15 protein-coding genes are annotated in these 19,529 nt (G+C 71.5%); 10 read left to right on the top strand and 5 right to left on the bottom strand.

Features of this window, described 5'->3' with window-relative positions:
- Positions 1–192 precede the first annotated feature (192 nt).
- From fni to I5071_RS28710, 3 genes are all read left to right on the top strand, one after another.
- Positions 193–1,239, top strand: coding sequence for a type 2 isopentenyl-diphosphate Delta-isomerase (fni, locus tag I5071_RS28720; RefSeq protein WP_236516299.1), 1,047 nt, complete (start codon positions 193–195; stop codon positions 1,237–1,239).
- 119 nt (positions 1,240–1,358) lie between these two features.
- Positions 1,359–2,720 (top strand): hypothetical protein, encoded by a 1,362-nt coding sequence (locus I5071_RS28715; protein WP_236516298.1) that lies wholly within the window; start codon positions 1,359–1,361, stop codon positions 2,718–2,720.
- Positions 2,721–2,776: 56 nt separating this feature from the next.
- Positions 2,777–3,124: a YHS domain-containing protein gene (locus I5071_RS28710; RefSeq protein WP_236516296.1), complete on the top strand. Its 348-nt coding sequence runs from the start codon at positions 2,777–2,779 to the stop codon at positions 3,122–3,124.
- A 76-nt stretch (positions 3,125–3,200) separates the two neighbouring features.
- Here the strand turns inward: I5071_RS28710 and I5071_RS28705 are convergent, their stop codons facing one another.
- Both I5071_RS28705 and speA read right to left on the bottom strand, forming a co-directional pair.
- Entirely contained in the window at positions 3,201–3,656 is a 456-nt protein-coding gene (locus I5071_RS28705; RefSeq protein WP_236516294.1) for a cytochrome c-type biogenesis protein, read from the bottom strand.
- 123 nt (positions 3,657–3,779) lie between these two features.
- A complete protein-coding gene (gene speA, locus I5071_RS28700) occupies positions 3,780–5,702 on the bottom strand; it encodes a biosynthetic arginine decarboxylase (RefSeq protein ID WP_236516292.1) in 1,923 nt (640 codons plus the stop codon).
- Between the two features lie 192 nt (positions 5,703–5,894).
- Here speA and I5071_RS28695 point away from each other — a divergent pair, with 192 nt between their 5' ends.
- From I5071_RS28695 to I5071_RS28665, 7 genes are all read left to right on the top strand, one after another.
- The gene (locus tag I5071_RS28695) at positions 5,895–7,133 is read left to right on the top strand and encodes a hypothetical protein (RefSeq protein ID WP_236516290.1); all 1,239 of its coding nucleotides are present in this window, start codon (positions 5,895–5,897) and stop codon (positions 7,131–7,133) included.
- Positions 7,134–7,205: 72 nt separating this feature from the next.
- On the top strand, positions 7,206–9,800 hold the full coding sequence (locus tag I5071_RS28690) for a MopE-related protein (protein ID WP_236516282.1): 2,595 nt from the start codon (positions 7,206–7,208) through the stop codon (positions 9,798–9,800).
- Between the two features lie 108 nt (positions 9,801–9,908).
- Entirely contained in the window at positions 9,909–10,706 is a 798-nt protein-coding gene (locus I5071_RS28685; protein ID WP_236516280.1) for a hypothetical protein, read from the top strand.
- Positions 10,703–12,199: a formylglycine-generating enzyme family protein gene (locus I5071_RS28680; protein WP_236516278.1), complete on the top strand. Its 1,497-nt coding sequence runs from the start codon at positions 10,703–10,705 to the stop codon at positions 12,197–12,199. Before I5071_RS28685 ends, I5071_RS28680 begins: the two co-directional genes overlap by 4 nt.
- Before the next feature lie 102 nt (positions 12,200–12,301).
- Entirely contained in the window at positions 12,302–13,147 is an 846-nt protein-coding gene (locus tag I5071_RS28675) for a hypothetical protein (RefSeq protein ID WP_236516269.1), read from the top strand.
- Between the two features lie 24 nt (positions 13,148–13,171).
- On the top strand, positions 13,172–13,870 hold the full coding sequence (locus tag I5071_RS28670) for a response regulator (protein ID WP_236516268.1): 699 nt from the start codon (positions 13,172–13,174) through the stop codon (positions 13,868–13,870).
- Positions 13,867–15,237, top strand: coding sequence for an ATP-binding protein (locus I5071_RS28665; RefSeq protein WP_236516266.1), 1,371 nt, complete (start codon positions 13,867–13,869; stop codon positions 15,235–15,237). Before I5071_RS28670 ends, I5071_RS28665 begins: the two co-directional genes overlap by 4 nt.
- A gap of 7 nt (positions 15,238–15,244) precedes the next feature.
- Here I5071_RS28665 and I5071_RS28660 read toward each other — a convergent pair whose 3' ends face one another.
- The 3 genes from I5071_RS28660 to I5071_RS28650 all read right to left on the bottom strand — a co-directional run bounded on the left by I5071_RS28660 (position 15,245) and on the right by I5071_RS28650 (position 19,522).
- Entirely contained in the window at positions 15,245–17,647 is a 2,403-nt protein-coding gene (locus I5071_RS28660) for an arylsulfatase (protein ID WP_236516265.1), read from the bottom strand.
- Positions 17,648–18,002: 355 nt separating this feature from the next.
- On the bottom strand, positions 18,003–18,755 hold the full coding sequence (locus I5071_RS28655) for a hypothetical protein (protein WP_236516263.1): 753 nt from the start codon (positions 18,753–18,755) through the stop codon (positions 18,003–18,005).
- Positions 18,755–19,522, bottom strand: a complete 768-nt coding sequence (locus tag I5071_RS28650) for a hypothetical protein (protein ID WP_236516261.1) — start codon at positions 19,520–19,522, stop codon at positions 18,755–18,757. The genes I5071_RS28655 and I5071_RS28650 overlap by 1 nt, the downstream gene beginning before the upstream one ends.
- Positions 19,523–19,529: the final 7 nt, after the last annotated feature.

Raw genomic sequence — 19,529 nt, 5'->3', positions numbered from 1 at the left:
GCCGGACTTCGTCCATGAACGCGCTGGACGATGCTCCGTTGGCCTCTTGCGGCATGGCGCGCGAGCGTGGGCTCGTGCGCGAGGTCCGTCAAGCGTGGGAGCAGGATCCTGCGTGTGCCTGCTCGCGCGAGAAAAGATGCGTTCTGCAAACAATCCGCGCGGCTCGATCGCGCGGGTTACGCTGCGGGCCGCATGAGCTCCGAGATCAGTCGCAGGAAGGACGAGCACATCGCGCTCGCATCGAGCGATGCGGTCGCGTTCCGACAGCGCACGACGCTGCTCGAGCAGGTCACGTTGATCCACGAGTCGCTCCCCGAGCTCGCGCTCGACGAGATCGACCTCGGGACCGAGCTGCTCGGCAAGACGTTGCGCGCGCCGATCGTGATCGCGTCGATGACGGGCGGCACCGAGCGCGCGGGATCGATCAATCGCGAGCTCGCGTCGATCGCCGAGGCGCGCGGCTACGCGATCGGCCTCGGGTCACAGCGCGCGATGATGCGCGATCCGAGCATGGCGTCGACGTACCGGGTGCGCGACGTCGCGCCCACCGCGCTCTTGCTCGGCAACCTCGGCGTGGTGCAGGCGCGCGACCTCGCGACCGCCGACATCCTGCGGTTGATCGACGACGTGGGCGCGGACGCGCTCTGCCTGCACATGAACCCCGCGCAGGAGGTCGTGCAGACAGGTGGCGATCGCGATTTCCGCGGAGGGCTCGAGACGTTCGCGAGGCTCGCCGGAGAGCTGAAGATCCCGGTGATTGCCAAGGAGACGGGCTGCGGCGTGAGCGCGCGCGTGGCCGCGAAGCTGCGCGACGTCGGCGTGAAGACGGTCGACGTGAGCGGCGCGGGCGGCACGTCGTGGGTCGCGGTCGAGACGCTGCGGGCGCAGGGCGCGGCGAAGGATCTCGGCGAGAGCTTCTGGGACTGGGGGATCCCGACGGCGGTGAGCGTCGCGTGGGTCGCGCGCGCCGGGCTCGCGCCGATCGCGACCGGCGGCATCAAGAGCGGGCTCGACGTGGCGCGGGCGATCGCGCTCGGGGCGCGGGCCGCGGGCATCGCACGGCCGGTGCTGCAAGCGCTGCAAGCGGGCGGACGCGCCGGCGCCGAGGCGTTCCTCGATCGTGTGGAGGCCGAGCTGCGGACCGCGATGCTGCTCTGCGGCGCGGGGACCCTCGACGAGCTGCGCAACGCGCCGCGGGTGCTGGGCCCCGAGCTCAGCGGGTGGATCGGCACGATGTAGCCCGGCACGCGGGTTGCGCGTAGGCCCGCATGCTCTTGGGAATCCCGACGGAAATCGCGTCTCGTGGTGCTCGCGAGCTGGACGCTCGCCGTGCCTCGCTCGCGCAGTGGTGCTGCCTCGTGATCGCACTCTCGGGATGCGCGGGCGATCCCGCGGCGGGCACCGACGATGCGGGCGCGACCACGATGCGCGACGCGTGGGTCGCGGACGACGTGGACGCGCAGGTCGCCGACGACGATGCCGGCGCGGTCGAGATCGACGCCGGCACGAGCGCGGTCGAAGACGCGTCGACCCCCGAGCCCGACGCCGGACCGCCGCCGCCGATCTGCCCTGCCGTCGACTGCGCGAGCGTGAGCGGCACGACGACGGCCGGCCGTCTCGTCGCGCTCGACGAGTGCGGCTTCGGGATGCGCCTCGAGCGTCCGCTCGCAGAGGGCGAGGCGCTCGCCGATGCGCTGCTCGCGCGGCTCGGCACCGCACGTCGTCGCGATCTCGCGCACGCGCTCGCGAACCTGAATCGCGAAGGGCGCGCCGGCCTCAGCAGCGCCACGTCGTCGCGCCTCAGCGGCCTCGGTGCGCGCGGTTTCCGCTGGGAGACCGGCGACGAGAACGTCGACTACTGGTACCCGCAGGGAATCACCGGCAGCCACGACGCAGGCATCGCGGGGCGCACGCTGCTGCTCGTGAGCTGGTACCACAAGACCGACGCGCGACCGACGAAGGGCGCGCGGCTCAGCCTCGTCGACATCAGCGATCTCTCGCGCCCGCGGTATCGACACCTCTTGCTCGTCGATCCGGTGATGACCTCGAGCGGCGCGAATTTCGAGCCCGCGGAGTACGACGGCGGAGGCGCGCTGCACGCCGGCGGCATCACGTGGATCGGCGATCGCATCTACGTCGCCGACACCTCGCGCGGCCTGCGCGTCTACGATCTCTCGCGGATGTTCGCGCCGACGAACACCGACGACAACGAGCGCATCGGCATCTCGGGCACCCGCAGCGACGCGCACGGATACGCGTACGCGGTGCCGCGCGTCGCCCGCTACGTGCGCGCGGGGAGCACGTGCAGCTCGCGCTTCTCGTTCGTCGCGCGCGGCGACGTCGGCGGCACGCCTGCGCTGATCACCGGCGAGTACGACGCGGACACCGTGAACGGTCGCGTGATCGCGTGGCCGCTCGATCGCGCGAGCGGGCTGCTCGACGACGAAGGCAGCGGCACGAGCTTCTCGCTCGCCGCGGCGATCAGCGGGCGCACGCGGGTGCAGGGCGCGCTGCGCACCGGCGACGCCTGGTACCTGTCGAGCTCGAGCCAGGACGGCTCGGACGGGCGCCTCTACATCGCGCGCGAAGGGCGCACCAGCACGAGCGTGAATTGGATCCGCGGGTGCGAGGACCTCTATCTCGATGCGAGCGATCGGCTGTGGACGGTCGGCGAGCACCCCGGGCAGCGCGACGTGGTGTCCATCCCGCGCCCGCGATGACGGCGCGTGAGGAAACTCGACGGCGCGCAGGCAGGTGCGCGCCAACATCGCCGCCCATGAAGCGTTCCATCCTCGCGCTCCTCGCCGCCGTCGCGCTCGCTGCGTGTGGCGGCTCGAGCAGCTCCTCCACCGAGACCGCGTCGGCCGAGCCTTCGCACCACGACGAGACGACCGCGGGCGCCGAGCAGACCGCGCTCGTCCCGATCGGCGAAGCGCAGATCGGCGATCGCAGCACCTGCCCGGTGAGCGGCGAAGAGTTCGTCGTCACCGAGAGCTCGCCGACGGTCACGCACGAGGGCCGCACCTACTACTTCTGCTGCCCCCACTGCGCCGAGCGCTTCCAGGCGAACCCCGCGCAGTTCCTCCAGCAGCAGGGCGCGACGACCGAGTCGACCGAGGGCTGATCCGCACGCGACGACGCGTGGCGTGGCCTCCAGCGACGCTGCGCGTCGCGCGCCTGCGGCGCGGCGATCGTGGTCCTCATCCCTCGTGGCGATCCAGCTCGTCGCGGAGGCGCTGATCGAGCGCAGGATCGTCCTCCTCGTCCACGCGCGCGACGGGCTCCGCGTGTCCTCCTCGTCGCGACCAGCGCGCGCCGATCCAGACGATGACGAGGAGCGAGCCGATCAGCAGCGCGAAGAGCGCCCCGGACGTCGTCTCGAGCGGCGCCGGCACCGCGAGGATCCGCTCGCCGTAACGCGCGACGAGGTCGCTCTCGATCGCGCCGGCGGAGTCACCGGCACCCACGCGTCGATCGATCTCGTCACGCAGCTCCCGTGCGAGCGGCGAGTCGTGGGTCGCGAGGCCCTCGACCCAGCAGCACGGTGCGACGAAGCGCAAGAACGTCGCGCGCGAGCTGGCGGCGTGCTGCGCGCTCGCGCTGCTCGCCGCGACGACGATCGCGATGACGATCGACCAAGCCGTGCGCCTTTCCATGAGGTGCTCGTCATGGTCCAAGTGCGCGCATCCCGCACTGCGGCCGATCGCCGCACCGCCCGAACGCGAACGCGGCGGACGCCTCTCGACGCCGCCGCGCTCCTCCTCGCTCTGTCGAGCGCGCTACTCGTCCTGCGTGAGGTACGTGTAGCTGCCGAGCGATTCCTCGTAGTGCTTCATGAGCATCTTCACCTGATCGAAGGTGATGAGCCCCTGACGCCGCGCGCGCTCGGCCTGGCGGCGCACTCGCTCCACCATCGCGCCGGGCTCGTACTCCACGTACTCGAGCACCTGCGTGATCGTGTCGCCCTTCACGAAGTGCGAGACCTCGTAGCCGCCTTCGCCGTCGAGCTGCACGTGCACCGCGTTCGTGTCGCCGAACAGGTTGTGCAGGTCGCCGAGGATCTCCTGGTACGCGCCGTTCAGGAAGATGCCCATGAAGTAGCGCTCGCCCTCGCGCCATCGGTGCACGGGCAGCACGCGCTTCACGTCCTCGACGTCGATGAAGTGGTCGACCTTGCCGTCGCTGTCGCACGTCAGGTCGGCGATCGTCGCCTTGATCGTCGGCTCCTCGTCGAGCCGGTGGATCGGCATGATCGGGAAGAGCTGATCGATCGCCCAGCTGTCGGGAATGCTCTGGAAGACCGAGAAATTCCCGTAGTACATCGCAGCCATGACCTGATCGAGCTGCTGCACTTCCTCGGGCACGCGCTTCATCGTCTTCGCGTAGTCCGAGATCTTCTCGCAGCACGACCAGAAGAGGCGCTCCGACTGCGCGCGCTCGCGCAGGCCGAGGTAGCCGAACTTGAAGAGCGACTCCGCCTCTTCCTTCGCCTGGCTCGCGTCGTGGAAGGCCTCCTGGAGGTTCTTCGGCGCGATGCCCTGATAGGTCTCGAAGAGCTGCTGCAGGATCTTGTGCGCCTTCGGGCCGGGGTCCTGCGGCTTGCCGAAGCGCACCTCGTTGCGACCGACGACCTCGTAGACCAGCACCGACTGGTGCGCGGCGATCGCGCGGCCCGACTCGGTCACGATCGTCGGCGGCGTGAGCTCGTACTTCTCGCACGACTCCTTCACCGCGGCGACGACGTCGTACGCGTACTCCTGGATGTTGTAGTTCTTCGACGCGTGGAAGTCGGTCTTGCTGCCGTCGTAGTCGACGGCGAGACCACCACCGACGTCGAGGTAGCGCATGCTCGCGCCCATCTTCGCGAGCTCCGCGAAGATGTTCGCCGCCTCGCGCACCGCCTGCTTGATCGGGATGATGCTCGAGATCTGGCTGCCCGCGTGGAAGTGCAGGAGCTGCAGGCAGTCGAGCATGCCCTTCTCCTGCAGGCGGTCGACGACCTCGACGATCTCCGACGCGGTGAGGCCGAACTTCGCGCGCTCACCGGTCGAGTCCGCCCAGCGGCCCATGCCGCGGCTGCCGAGCTTCGCGCGCACGCCGATCGTCGGACGGATGCCGGTCTTCGCGAACGCGCGGAACGTGAAGTCGAGCTCCTCGATGCGCTCGAGGACCACGATGACCGTCTTGTCGAAGCGCTGCGCGAGCAGCGCGGTCTCGATGTACGCCTGGTCCTTGTAGCCGTTGCAGATGACGAGACCGCCCGCCTCCTGCTCGGCGCTCAGCGCGATCAGCAGCTCGGGCTTGCTGCCCGCTTCGAGCCCGAGGCGCCACGGCGCGCCGAACTGCACCACTTCGTCGATGAAGTGCTTCTGCTGGTTGACCTTGACCGGGAAGACGCCGCGGTACGCGCCCTTGTACTGGTACTCGTCGATCGCCTTCGCGAAGCACTCGTTGATGCGCTTGATGCGATCACGCAGCACGTCGGAGAAGCGCAGCAGCAGCGGCAGCTCGAGGCCGCGCGCGTCGAGATCGTTGACGAGCTCGTAGAGATCGATCGTGAGGTTGGGGCGCTCGGGGTCGGGGACGACCTCGACGCGGCCCGCCTGGTTGATCGTGAAGTAGGGATGGCCCCAGCCGCGCACCTGGTACAGGTCCGCGCTGCGCTGGATGGTCCAGGTCTCCGCCTCGTGCTCGTCGTCCATCGAGCCCACCTCCGCTGCGTGTGCCCGCGGGTTCACCGCCAGAAACAGGAGCGCGTTTATGGGGCGTGGGGGGGCGGGGGTCCAGCGAAAATTGCGTGTTCTCCTCGGGGGCGCTGCGGTGTCGACGTCGACGCGTCGCGCACTCATCCTCGTCGTATGCGCAGGTCGAGCCCAGCGGCGGCGATGATCGCGATGACGTTGGCGATCGGCTGTGGCGGACGCGCGCCGGTGCCGCTCGAGCACCCAGCGCCGGCGGATGCGATTCGCGTCGAGCTCTCTCCGCTGCGCGTCACCCGTTTCCGCGAGCAGGAGTGGATGCTCGCCAACCGTGGTGCGACGCCGATCACGGTGGGCGCGTGGCGTGGCGCGCTCTCGGTGATCGACGCTGCGGGAGAGGCGCGCCGCCACTACCAGAGCATCTGCTCGGCGTACGACGATGCCGAGGTCACCGTCGCACCGGGCGAGTCGACGACGGTGCGCGAGCCGCCGTCGGTCGGATACGCGCCGCTCGGCGCCGGTCGCTATCGCTTCGCGGTCGAGGTGGGCGGCGCCAACAAGGCGCGCGCGCTCGCCGAGGTGGACTTCGATTTCGGGGCGCTCTCACCGCGTGAGATCGTCGAAGCGCACGAGCGCGTGCAAGACGCGTCGCTCGAGGCGTGTGGTTGGTACCCGCGGTACGTCGGGTGCGTCGTCGAAGCGACGCCGCCGATCGAGCGCGCTGCGATGGTGCGCGCGCTCGCGGCCCGAGGACCGGCCACGCTCGGCGCGGTCGCACAGGCGCTCGCGTACGTCGACGACGACAGGACGGTGGGAGCGCTGCTCGGCGACGAGCACGAGTCGCTGCGCCTCACCGGCGCAGTCGCGCTCCTCCAGCTCCGCTGGGCGGCTCGCTTCCCGGAGCTCGACGCGCGACACGACGACGCCCTCGCCCTCGTCACGCACATGATCGCCGCTCCGGGCGCGACGAGCGTCGCAGTGCTGCTCGCCGCGGACGGAACGGCCCCTCCGCCTCCATCGCTGCACGATGCGTGGATCGCACGTCTCGCTCACGAGGAAGATCCCGTGCACCTCGCGTGGATCGCGCTCCGGCTCTCGTCCGACGCATGGACGTCGGCGCTCCACGAGACGCGTCGGGTCGCGACCATCGAGGCGTTCGCCGCGGCGCGTGTGCGCGTTCCCGCTCTGCGCGAAGGCGCGCTCGGCGCGTTCTCGGATCAGGTCGCGAGCGTGCTCGCCGATCCGCGCCCCGAGTCAGCGCCACCACTCGACTCGCTGCTCAGCGAGCGCGACGACGCGCGCGGCGACACGACGTCCACGCAGTGCGTCGATCGCGATGCGATCGTGACGCGCACGCTCGAGGGCTGCCGCGCCCACCTCTGGATGCGCGCGACGATCACGACCACACGCATCACCGCCGCGCCGCCTTCGTGACACGCGCGCGTCGAGCCGTATTTTCGCAAACGGCTTCCCTGGCTGTATCTGGATGGGCGACACTCGGCGGTGATGTCACGCAGCCGGGCGACCTTCGCTCTCTTCTTCCTCTTCCTTTCATCGATCCCAGCCATCGCGAGCGCGCAGGACCTCGTCGTGAACAACACGACGGTCACGCTCGGCGGCGTGCACCGGTACCGCACGGTCCGCGTGACGAACAACGGGCGCATCCTCGTGCCCGCGTTCAACGGCACCAATCGCACGACCACCGGCAACCTCGTGCTGATCGCGGAGAGCATCGTCGTCGACGCGACGTCGTCGATCGAAGCGCGCGGGGCGGGTTATCAGCCTGTGATCTGCGGCAACGGCAGCGGGCCTGCGAGCGCACCGCTCTCGGGCGGTCGCGGCGGCTGCGCGGTGCTGGACTCGGGCGGCGGCGGCGCGCACTTCGGGCGCGGCGGTCGCGGCACGAAGGACTGCTTCGTCTTCGGCGCGACGACCTCCTGCCAGTTCCCGCAGGAGTTCGAGGAGTTGTGCGGCGCGCTCAACGGGACGAACAACGGCTGCGTCGCGACCGGCGGCAGCACTTGTTACGACAACGACGGCCTGCCCTCGGTCGCCGGCGATTCGTACCGGCACAGCATCTACGAGATCGAGTTCGGCGCGGCCGGCGGCGACAAGGGATGTCGCGACGGCTTCGACAACGTCTCGACCGGCGGCGCGGGCGGAGGTCGCATCGTGCTCGTCGGGCTCACCGCGGCGGGCACCGGCACCGTGCAGGTCGACGGTCGCATCAACGCCGCGGGGCGTCGCGGCTGCGGCAGCGGCAACGACTCGGGCGGTGGTGGCGCGGGCGGATCGATCCTGATCGTCGGCGATCAGGTGCAGGTGGGGGCGACCGGCTTCGTCACCGCGGCGGGCGGGCTCGGCGGCGACACGAACTCGGGCATGGGCGGACAGCCCGACGCCGCCGACTGCGTGGGCCGACAGGCCGGCGGCACCTGCGACGACTGCGGCGGCGGTGGAGGCGGCGGCATCATCAACGTGCTCTCGCGCAGCTCGTCGCTCCACTACGGCGCGACGTTCGACGTCGGCGGCGCGGAGGGCGGCGTCTGCGAGATCTGTCGCGGTGAGGCAGGCGGCGGCGCGGGCGAGCTGCTGCTCGACGGTGCGTACGTCGGCGAGTACTGCGACGGCTTCGACAACGACTTCGACGGCAACGTCGACGAGGGCCTCGGCTCGACGAGCTGTGGCCTCGGCGCGTGCGCGCGCGACATCGCGGCGTGCGCGTCGGGCGCGCCGGTCACCTGCGCACCGATGGTGACCAGCGATCCCTCGTGCACCGCGAGCGATGCGGGCGCGCGCCCGCGCATCGCGGTCGTGCTCGACACGTCGAGCTCGATGCTCCTCGATCTTCGCGGCTATCCGACGTTCGGCGACGGCAGCGTCGATCGTCCCGGCATCGACACCGACGGCAACGGGCGCCCCGACGACTCGCGCCTCTCGCTCGCGCGCGAATCGCTCGCGCAGGTCATCAGCGCGTATCCCGAGATCGACTTCGCGCTCGCCCGCTATCACCAGGATCAGGGCCTCCGTCGCTCCTGCCAGACCGCGCGATGGTTCGAGTGCGAAGGCCTGATCGGCACCTACGACAACCCCGGCGACAACACCGGGACCGTCGCGTGCAACGTCGCGACCGGCCCCGCGTCGAGCGTCGCGATCCGCCCGATCTCCACCGCGGGCGACGAGTGCATCAACTACGCGGGCACTTGCGGCCCGCCGCGCCGCGGCGCCGACGTGCTGAGCGGCTTCGGCACGCCGACCCGCGATCTCGTGCGCTGGCTCGACGGACGCGAGACCGCGTTCGACGCCGACGCGACGCCGGGTGACGTGTGCCGTCACGCACGCGCCGGACGCGACTGCGAGGTGCGCGCGAGCGGTGAGACGCCGCTCGCGGGATCGCTGCAGACGATCGAGGACTACGTCGTTCCGATCCGCGCCACCGATCCTTCGACCGGATGCCGCGGCTACTCGGTGATCCTCGTGACCGACGGCGCCGAGAGCTGCGGCGGCAATCCCGTCGCGCAGGCGCGCCGGCTCCACGACACGTTCGGCATCGAGACCTACGTCGTCGCGGTGAGCGTGCGCCCCGAGGAAGAAGTGTCGCTCAACCAGATCGCGTCGGCGGGCTCGGGCGGCGCGCGCGCCAGCGCGACCTTCGTGCGCAACCCCGCGGAGCTCGTGCCCGCGATCACCTCGATCCTCGAGGGCTCGCTGCGCACCGAGCGCTGCAACGCGATGGACGACGACTGCGACGGCCGCACCGACGAGGGCTTCGCGCTCGGCGACGCGTGCGACGACGGGCTCGTCGGCGCGTGCCGCGGCACCGGCGCGACGGTGTGCGCGGCGAGCGAGCTCGCGGTGGAGTGCGCGATCACGATGCCCGGTGGGTCGGCCGGCACCGAGTCGTGCAACGGGATGGACGACGACTGCGACGAGGCGATCGACGAGGGCCTCACCTGCAACATCGAGTGCACGCCGAGCGGCGCCGAGGTCTGCAACGGCGTCGACGACGACTGCAACGGGCTCGTCGACGAGGTCGATCCCGCGCTCGGCACGCCGTGCGGCGAGGACGAAGGAGAGTGCGAGCCCGGCGCGCTGCGCTGAGTCGGCGGCGAGCTCACGTGCATCGGTGGTCGCGGCCCGCGCGACGAGGTCTGCAACGGCCTCGACGACGACTGCAACGGGACGGCGGACGACTTCGCGGAGTGCCCGGTGGGCTCGCTCTGCCTCGAGGGCTCGTGCCGCCGCTCGTGCGACCCCGCGATGGAGTTCCCGTGCCCGGTGGACTTCGTGTGCACGATGCCCGAGGGCGCGACCGGCAACTACTGCGTGCCCACCGCGTGCGCGGAGTGCGAGGCGCACGAGCGCTGCGTCGACGACGTGTGCGTCGATCCCTGCGAGGGCGTGACCTGCGGCGAGGGCGAGGAGTGCCGCGGCGGCGACTGCGTGGGCTGCGAGGTGCTCGGCTGCGCGGGCGGCGAGCTCTGCTGGGACGGCGCGTGCCGCCCGAACCGCTGCGCCGACGCGACGTGCACCAGCGCGCAGATGTGCGTCGACGGTGAGTGCCGCAGCGCGTGCGGGCCCGGTGATTGCCCGGCGGGCCAGCGCTGCGCGGCGGACGGAACGTGCGAGAGCGACCCCTGCGCGGGCGTGACCTGCGACGGCGGTCGCGTCTGCGTCGCGGGCGAGTGCCGCATGGATCCCTGCCGCGGCGTGCGCTGCGATCGCGGCGAGGTGTGCGCGGGCGCGACGGGGTGCATCCCCGACCCGTGCGCGCTCGTGACGTGCCCCGCGGGCCGTTCGTGCGCGGTGAGCGCGAGCGGTGTCGCGGAGTGCGCGCGCGTCGGCGGCGGCGTCGATGCGGGCACGGGCGAGTGGGTGCTCGCGGCGGGCGGCGGTGGCGTGTGCAGCGTCGTCGCGCCGGGCGCGGCGCGCGGTGGTGGCGTGGTGCTGGTGATGATCGCGCTCGCGTTCGTGGTGGCTCGCCGCCGTCGTGGAGGTGCGCGATGAGCCGCGGGTGGAGCGTGATCGCGCTCGCCATGATCGTGGCGGGCTGCGAGGTGGATGCCTACTGCGTCGCGTGCCCCGATCCGATCGACGGAGGTGCGGTCGATGCGGCGCGTGACGCCCGTGCCTCGGGCGACGACGCCGAGATCGCCGACGACGCGGGCGAGTGCGTGCCGACCGACGGCGCGGTCGAGCTCTGCAACGAGCTCGACGACGACTGCGACGACCTCACCGACGAGGGCTTCGACCTCGAGAACGATCCGACGAACTGCGGAGAATGTGGCACTCAGTGCCGTTTTCCGAACGCCGAAGGCGAGTGTGCGAGCGGCGCGTGCGTCGTGACCGCGTGCTTCGACGGCTTCGTCGATCTCGATGACGTGCCGGGCTGCGAGTACGCGTGCCCGGTCTTCCCGACGCAGGGCGAGGAGTGCAACGGCTTCGACGACGACTGCGACGGAGTCGTCGACGAGACGCTGCCCGCGCCGCCGCCCGGCCTGTGTCGCACCACGCCGGGCACGCCGTGCGCGGGCGTCGTGCCGACGTGCACGACGCGCGAGGGACGCACGACCTGGTTCTGCGACTATCCCGCGAACGTCGAGTTCGATCCCGTGGTGCCCAACGGCATCGTGCTCGAGGAGACGCGCTGCGACGGCGAGGACGGCGACTGCGACGGCCTGCGCGACGAGAGCTTCGCGGCGCTCGGTGACGCGTGCGACAACGGCGGGCGCGGCGCGTGCCGCGACGCCGGCGAGATCGCGTGCGATCCTGCCGACGCGTCGCGCACGATCTGCGATCTCGGCGTGGCGCCCGATCCGGTTCCGGGCGCGCCGCTCGCCGAGATCTGCAACGGCGTCGACGACGACTGCGACGGGACGATCGACGACAGCGATCCGAGCGACGCCGGGCGCGTGCGCGACGACATGGTGCAGATCACCCGCGGGGCGACGACGTTCTGGATCTATCGCCACGAAGCGTCGCGCCCCGACTCGAGCGCGAGCGCGGGCGGCACGTCGAGCGCGCGCGCGTGTGGCCGCGCCGGCGTGCTGCCGTGGACGAGCATCGGGTACGACGAAGCGGCGGCGGCATGCGCGGCGGCGGGACATCGCCTGTGCACCGCGGCGGAGTGGCGGGCGGCGTGCGAAGGCGCGAGCGGTCGCGACTATCCCTACGGCGACACGTACGAGGCCGCGACGTGCAACGGCGCGGATCGCGACGCGGTCGCGGGCGGCGCGATCGACTCGCGGCTCGAGCCGACGGGCGCGCTTGCGATGTGCGTGAGCGAAGAAGGCGTGCTCGACATGTCGGGCAACGCGAAGGAGTGGACCGCGGATCAGCGCGGCAGCGCGAGCGGCGGCGGGCGCATCTTCGTGGTGCGCGGCGGATCGCACGAGTCGCCGCAGCTCGGCCTGACGTGCACGACCGAGCTCTCGCGCGCGACGGAGGACACGCTCCTCGGAACGCTCGGCTTCCGGTGTTGCGACTCCGACGGCCCGTAGCGCTTCGGCGTGAAGTGCGGCCGGGATCGGGCGGCGCGCGTCTTACAAATCTTGACGTGACCGAACGTACGCCGAACGTCGCGGGCGCTACGCCTCGATCTCATGGGGAACGTCTTCGTCGCGGGCGCGCTCGCGCTCGCCTTGCTCGTCCCATCGGTGGCCGGCGCGCAGCTCCTCGATCGTGCGTCGAGCACGGTGCGCGGTGACGACGGCGGCGGGAGCTCGAGCTCGTCGAGTGACGACGACGACGACGACGACGACGACGACGACGGCGGGCTGCTCGACGGTGCGTCGATCACGGTGCGCGGCGATGGCGACTCTCCGAGCTCGACCGACGCGGGCTGGAGCGCGGGCACCACGTGGCCCGACTACGCGCTCGCGCCGCAGCCCTACGCGAGCGACTGCGACGCCCAGCTGCGCCCTCTCGCGCCCGGCGTCGACGAAGGGTTCGAGCTCGCAGTGCGCGCCGACGCGGAGGTCGGATACGCGCTCGGCGGCGCGTGGCGCGGCGCGGTCGGCGTCCGTCTCCAGCTCCCGATGCAGCTCGATCTCGCCACGCGCTATTCGATGTTCGTCGAGCCGCACGGAGGCGACATCCGCTTCGTCGTGCTCGGTGGGTTCGGCATCGAGTACCGGCTGATCGACGTGCCGGGTGCGCAGCTGCGCATCGGTGCCGAGGCCCGCACGTTCTACGACTCCATCGACACGATCTGGGGCGGTGGGGCGACGTTCGGGCTCGATCTCTTCCCCGGCGAGCCGGTCGTGCTCTCCACCGAGCTCGCCGCCGCGTTCGTGGGACAGGCCTTCGAGCTGCGCGCGCGTGCGCAGATCGGGGTGCTCATCGAGTCCGTCGAGATCTTCGCCGGCTATCACTACGACGGGCTCTTCCGCGACGGCGTCCACGTCGATCTCGGAGGCCCGATGCTCGGCGTGCGGGCGTGGCTCTGACGGACTCCGCTATCCTCGCTCCACGTGAGCGACATCCTCGTCATCGACGACGACGTGGAGCTCTGCGAGGTGCTCACCGAGTACCTCACGCAGGAGGGCTTCCGCATCGAGTCGGTGCACGACGGCGCGACCGGGCTCGAGCGCGCGTGCTCCGGCGCGCATCGTCTGGTCGTCCTCGACGTGATGTTGCCCGGCGCGAACGGGTTCGATCTGCTGCGCCGCCTCCGCGAGACCTCGCGCGTGCCGGTGCTGATGCTCACCGCGCGCGGCCACGACGTCGATCGGATCGTCGGGCTCGAGATGGGCGCCGACGACTACCTCGCGAAGCCGTTCAACCCGCGTGAGCTCGTCGCGCGCATCCGCGCGATCCAGCGCCGCACCGAGGTGCCGCACGCCGCGCCGGTGCGCGACGAGATCCTCGTGGTCGGCGACGTGGAGCTCCACGTCGCGGCGCGCACGGTGCTGGTGCGTGGCGCGGAGCTCGCGCTCACGACCGCCGAGCTCGCGCTGCTCGAGCTCCTGCTGCGCCACGCGGGCCAGGTCGTCTCGCGCGACGCGCTGAGCGAGAAGGTGCTGGGGCGCCGGTTCTCGCCGTTCGATCGCAGCGTCGACGTGCACGTCAGCAACCTGCGCAAGAAGCTCGGGCCCGGCGCGAACGGACGCGAGCGCATCAAGACGGTGCGCGGCCTCGGCTACGCGTACGCGAGGGACGTGCGCGCGTGAACCGCGTCTTCGTGCGCGCGTTCGTGTCGACGTGGGTCGCGGCGATGTTGATCGGCGCCGCGTTCGTGGTGATCGAGACCGTCTCGTATCCCGACCCGTCGTCGGACTCGCGGCGCAACCTGGTGGAGGACGCGCTGCGCGAGGAGGCGATCGCGGTCGCGGCCGAGCCCGATCGCGACGCGGCGCTCGCGCGGCTGCGCGCGTTCGAGGAGCGCACCGACGTGCTCCTCTTCGTGTTCCCGGCGCACGGCGGCGAGGTGGTCGCGCTCCGCCCGCCCTCGGAGCGGGTGCGCGAGATGGCCCACGCGGTGCGCGCCGGGCAGGCGGGCGTGTCGCGCAAGCCGAGCGCGCGCTTCGTCGCGTTCGCGCTCGGCGACGAGGGTGCGATCGTCGTCGCGCGCATCCCGCGCAAGCCATCGTGGGCGCGCACGCTCGGGATCGAGACCGCGGCGAGCAAGCTCGTCGTGCTCTCGATCGTCTCGGCGCTCGCGGCGTGGCTGCTCGCGCGGTACCTGACGCGCCCGATCGAGAGCCTCCGCCGCGCGACGCAGCGCATCGCGTCGGGTGATTTCTCGGTGCGGGTCGCGCCCGAGCTGCGCTCCACCGATCGCGAGATCGCGGCGCTCGCGAGCGACTTCGATGCGATGGCCGCGCGCGTCGAGGCGCTGGTGGTCGCGCAGCGACGGCTGCTCTCCGACGTCTCGCACGAGCTCGGCTCGCCGCTCGCGCGGCTGCGCGTCGCGCTCGAGCTCGCGCGGAAGCGCGCGGGAGGCGACGCCCAGGGCGCCCTCGATCGCATCGAGCGCGACGCGCTCCGGCTCGAAGCGCTGGTCCGACAAATCCTCACGCTCTCGGCGCTCGAGCACGCGCGGCTCGAGGCGCGTGCGCCGCAGGATCTCACCGAGCTGGTGCGCGCGATCGTCGCCGACGCGGCGTTCGAGGCCGAGGCGCAGGGGCGCACGGTGCGCCTGGTCCGCGAGGGCGCGGCGCAGGTGCGCGGCGATGGCGAGCTGCTGCGACGTGCGGTCGAGAACGTGCTGCGCAACGCGGTGCGCTTCACCGCCGAGGGCAGCGCGGTCGAGGTCGAGGTCGAGGCGGAGGAGCACGACGTCGAGGTGCGCGTGCGCGATCACGGGCCCGGGGTGCCCGAGCACGCGCTGCGCGATCTCTTCGCGCCGTTCTTCCGCGTGCACGCCGATCGCGATCGTCGCACCGGCGGTGTGGGCCTCGGGCTCGCGATCACCGAGCGCGCGATCGCCGCGCACGGCGGCACCGTGCGCGCAGTGAACGCCGAGGGCGGCGGGCTCCGGATCACGCTGCGATTGCCGCGGGCGCGCGACGAGGCTGGCGGCGCTCACGTCGCGTGAGCCTTGCTCAGTCCATCTGGGTCGCGAGCTGCAGTCGCTGCATGCCGGTGGGCTGGGCGACTTCTCCGAAGTCGAACGACACCCGCTCGATCGTGCCGTTGAACGGGAACAGGCCGCGGTCTTCGTAGTCCGCGCACACCGGCGAGACGCAGTCCATCCCGACGTCCATCGTCTCGGTGCCGCAGCGCTGCGGGACCTGCTTCTCGACTCGACCCTTCGCGACCTCGCGGCCGTCGATCTCGAGCGTCACCGTGGCGGGCGCGCCCGGCGTCGGATGATCGGGCCGCAGGCGAACCCGGAGCTCGTGCCTGCCGGGCGCCACCTTCTCGCTCGTCACGTCGTAGCGATGGATACCGAAGAAGTTGTAGTGGAACCGGAGCCTGCCCTCCCAGAAGAACAGAGCCCAGCCCGCGCTCTCCCCGCCGAGCGCGAACACCACGCCCTCGGCGCCTCCCGCCGGCACCTCGACCGGTGCGGTGAGGTCGAAGGGTGCGCTCACCAGCTTCGGCCCGCTCCCCTCGGGCAGGCGCGTCATGCCGGGATAGAACGTCACCTGCGATCGCCCCGCGAAGTACCCGGGGCGCAGCGTCACGTCGAGCCGCTCGGCGAACCGATCGTCGAGCGGCAGCACGTCGTAGCGCGCCGCGTCGGCCATGAAGAGGTCCTGTAGCTCGCGGAGCTTCTCGGGGAATCGCTCGGCCAGGTCCTCGCCCTGGCTGAAGTCCTTTTCGAGATCGTAGAGCTCCCAGCGATCGTCGCGGAACGAGTAGCTCCCCTGCGTCTCCCAGGGCAGCCGTCCGTGCCGGCAGCACGCGATCCATCCGTCGCGGTACATCGCGCGGTTGCCGAGCATCTCGAAGTACTGCTGGCGGTGCCGGCTCGGCGCGCGCGCGTGCTCCGACAGGAACGTGTACGCGAAGCTGGTCCCCTCGATCGGCCGCTGCGCGTAGCCGTTCACCTCTTGCGGCTCGGCGATGCCGATCACCTCGAGCAGCGTCGGCACCACGTCGATCACGTGATGGAACTGCGAGCGGATCACGCCCTGCTCCGCGATCCGCGCCGGCCACGAGACGATCATCCCGTTGCGCGTCCCGCCGAAGTGCGACGCGATCTGCTTCGTCCACTGGAACGGCGTGTCTCCCGCCCACGCCCAGCCCACCGCGTAGTGCGGCGACGTGCCGGGCAGTCCCCAGCGATCCGCGTACGCGAGCGACTCCTCGATCGACGGCTGCCGTCCGTTCAGGCTCATCAGCTCGTTCGGCGTTCCGACCAGCGAACCCTCCGCGCTCGAGCCGTTGTCACCGAGGATGTAGATGACGAGCGTCTGCTCGAGCGCGCCCATCTGCTCGATCGCGTCGACGACACGGCCCACCTCGAGGTCGGTGTGCTCGAGGAAGTCCGCGTAGTTCTCGGCCTGGCGCGCGAAGAGCGCGCGGTGCTCCTCGGGCTGGCTCTCCCACGACGGGATCTGCTCGGGGCGCGGCGTGAGCGTGGTGCCGGGCGGGACGATGCCGCGCTCGATCTGATTCCGATGGACGATGCGCCGGTACTCGTCCCAGCCCATGTCGAAGCGGCCCTCGTTGCGACCGCGGAAGTCGAGCGGCGGCTGGTGCGGCGCGTGCGCGGCGCCGGGCGCGAAGTACGCGAAGAACGGGCGGTCCGGCGCGATCGCCTTCTGCTGCCGGATCCAGCCGACGCACTCGTCGGCGAGATCGCGCGTGAGCTGGTAGCCCTCTTCGGGCCTCCGCGGCGGCTCGACCGGCGTCGTGTTGCGGACGAGCGAGGGGCGGAACTGATCGGTCTCGCCCCCGATGAACCCGTAGAAGTAGTCGAAGCCCTGGTGGGTCGGCCACGACTCGAAGGGCCCGGCCGGGCTCGTGTGGTTGTCGGGAACGTTGTGGTTCTTGCCGAACCACCCGCACGCGTAGCCGGCGTGCTTCAGCAAGTCGGCGATCGTCGCGCAGCTCTTCGGGATGATCCCGCAGTAGCCGGGGTAGCCGGTGGCCATCTCCTGGATCACGCCGGTGGCGACCGAGTGGTGGTTGCGACCGGTCAGCAGCGCCGCGCGCGTCGGGGAGCAGAGCGCCGTGGTGTGGAGCTGGTTGTAGAGGAGCCCGCGCTGGGCGAGGCGCTCGGCGGTCGGCATCCGCACGAGCCCGCCGGTGACGCTCGGCCACCCGAACCCGACGTCGTCGAGCAACACGAGCAGCACGTTCGGCGCGCCCTCGGGCGCTCGCGTCATCGGCGGGAAGTCGGGCCGCGAGTCCACCGCGTACTGGGCGATCTCGGCGTTCGGAAAGCGCCACTCGGGAACGGGTAGGTGATGCCGATCGAGGTGCACCGGGAACGCCGCGCGCTCGGCTCGCTCGCCGTCGCCGTTCTTCCTCCGCTTCCCGTCTCGCTTCGCCATGGATCGTGCTCCTCCCGTCAGGGTCCGACGAGGGGCGGGCGTTGCATCGCGATTGCCAGTTCAGGACCCGCGATGCGCGCCCGGACGCGCCGAGCAGTGCCGCATCCAGCGTCGGCGAGCCGCAGTCCGGGCGCGCGCGCGAGGCGCACGACCGCAGCCCCGGCTCGCCCGCCTAGGTGCTGCTCTCGGCCGGCGGCGCGTCGGGCTCGTCGAGCGGCGGGAAGAGGCGCGACACGTCGAGCTCGATCACCTCGAAGGGCGGAATCGTCGTCGAAGGGCCCGCCGATGAAGCGTGCGATCGATCCCTGGACCTTCGAGTGCCTCGGGAAGCGCGACACGCCCACGACCGGGCCTCTCACTCCGGGCGCACGTCGAGCCGATCCAGCATCGCGTCGAAGTCGGCGCGGTGCAGCGCGTAGCTCTCGGAACGCGACTCGTAGAACAACACCACGAGCATCGGCGCGCCGTCTTCGCTCGCGCGCGCGTCGGGCTTCCAGCGCAGCGGAGGGCGCACCAGGACCATCGTCGTCGTCGTGCCACGGCCCCACGCGACGCCGCGTCCCGGCAGCGACTGCGCGAGCTCGAACGTCACGACGTGCGCGTCCACGCCGCCGACCTGGGCCTGCGACTCGTCGACGATGCGCAGCTCGTAGGCTCGCGCGCGATCGCCGCTCCAGTCGACGAAGCCCTCGCCGAACACTCCGTCGAGCAAGGCGTGCGCGAGCGTCGCGAGCGAGCGACGTCCGATGCGCGCGTCGACCGGCAGCGTGATCGCCGCGATCTCCGAGCCGTCCTCGTCGTGCTCGTAGAGCAGGTCGTAGCGCGGCGCCGTGCCCCGTAGATCGACCTCGCGATCGCCGTCGACGTCGAGCGCGATGCGGATGCGATCCTCGCGCGCGTCGAAGGGCCGCGTCGGACGACCCTCGCCGTCGACGCGATGATCACGCACCCGCCAGCCCTCGGGCAGGATGCGCCGCGCGTCGTGCTCGCCCTCCACATAACGTACGCGATAGTGCCGCGGCGCCGGGACGAACGCGCGGCCGCGATAGGTCTCCGACGCGACGCATCCGAGCGTCAGCGCGAGCGCGACGATCCACACGAAGCGCATCACAGCGTGAGCCCCAGGTAGCCGGAGACGCGCGGCGCGAGCTCCTGGATCGAGCGCGCCGCGTTCATCACGTGGAGTAGGTTCCCCTCGCGCAGCTCCGCCGCGGTCTCGATGCCGAGCTCGAGCATGCCGCCACCGAAGCGCAGCCCCGCCTGACCGACGAACGCGAAGCCGATCGTGGTGCCGCTCGCGACGCCGAACACGAACGAGTGCCCCTGCCCGACCTCCACGCCCGCGCGCAGCGCGACGAGCTGCGCGAGGTGCACACCGATCAGCGCGACGCCGCGCGCCGAGAGCACCGCGGAGCGCAGCTCGTCCTCGCCGACCGTGCGTCGCGTCTCGGTGCGCAGCGCGACGTTCGCGCCGAGCCGCAGGTGCAGCGACGCGCGCGGCTCGAGCAGCACGTCGATCGCGAGCGAGTATCCGCCGCCGAACGCCTCGTCGAACGACGCGGTCCCGCCGTACCAACCGGCGGTGAACCCCATCACGAGGTGCACGTACCCGCGCGGCTGCAGATCGAGCTCGGGGTCGTCCCACCCGAGCGTGTGGCCGCGGCCGTCGCCGAACACCCGTCGCTCCGGCACACCGGGCGTCGGCTGCGCGGTGAGCTCCTGTACCTCCGGTGCTTCGGTGCGCGGCAACGAGGGTGGGGGCCGCGCTGGTCCGGGGTGAGGTGGGGAGAGATCGCGCGCTCGATCCTGCGCGGCGGTGGACGACGCGATCATCAGGACCAGCACCACGATCGCGAGGGTACGAACTGCAGTCACCGAGCGC

This window comes from Sandaracinus amylolyticus, from assembly GCF_021631985.1.
Classification (GTDB): Bacteria; Myxococcota_A; Polyangia; order Polyangiales; family Sandaracinaceae; genus Sandaracinus; species Sandaracinus amylolyticus_A.
This window is presented reverse-complemented; position numbering and strand designations above follow the sequence as displayed.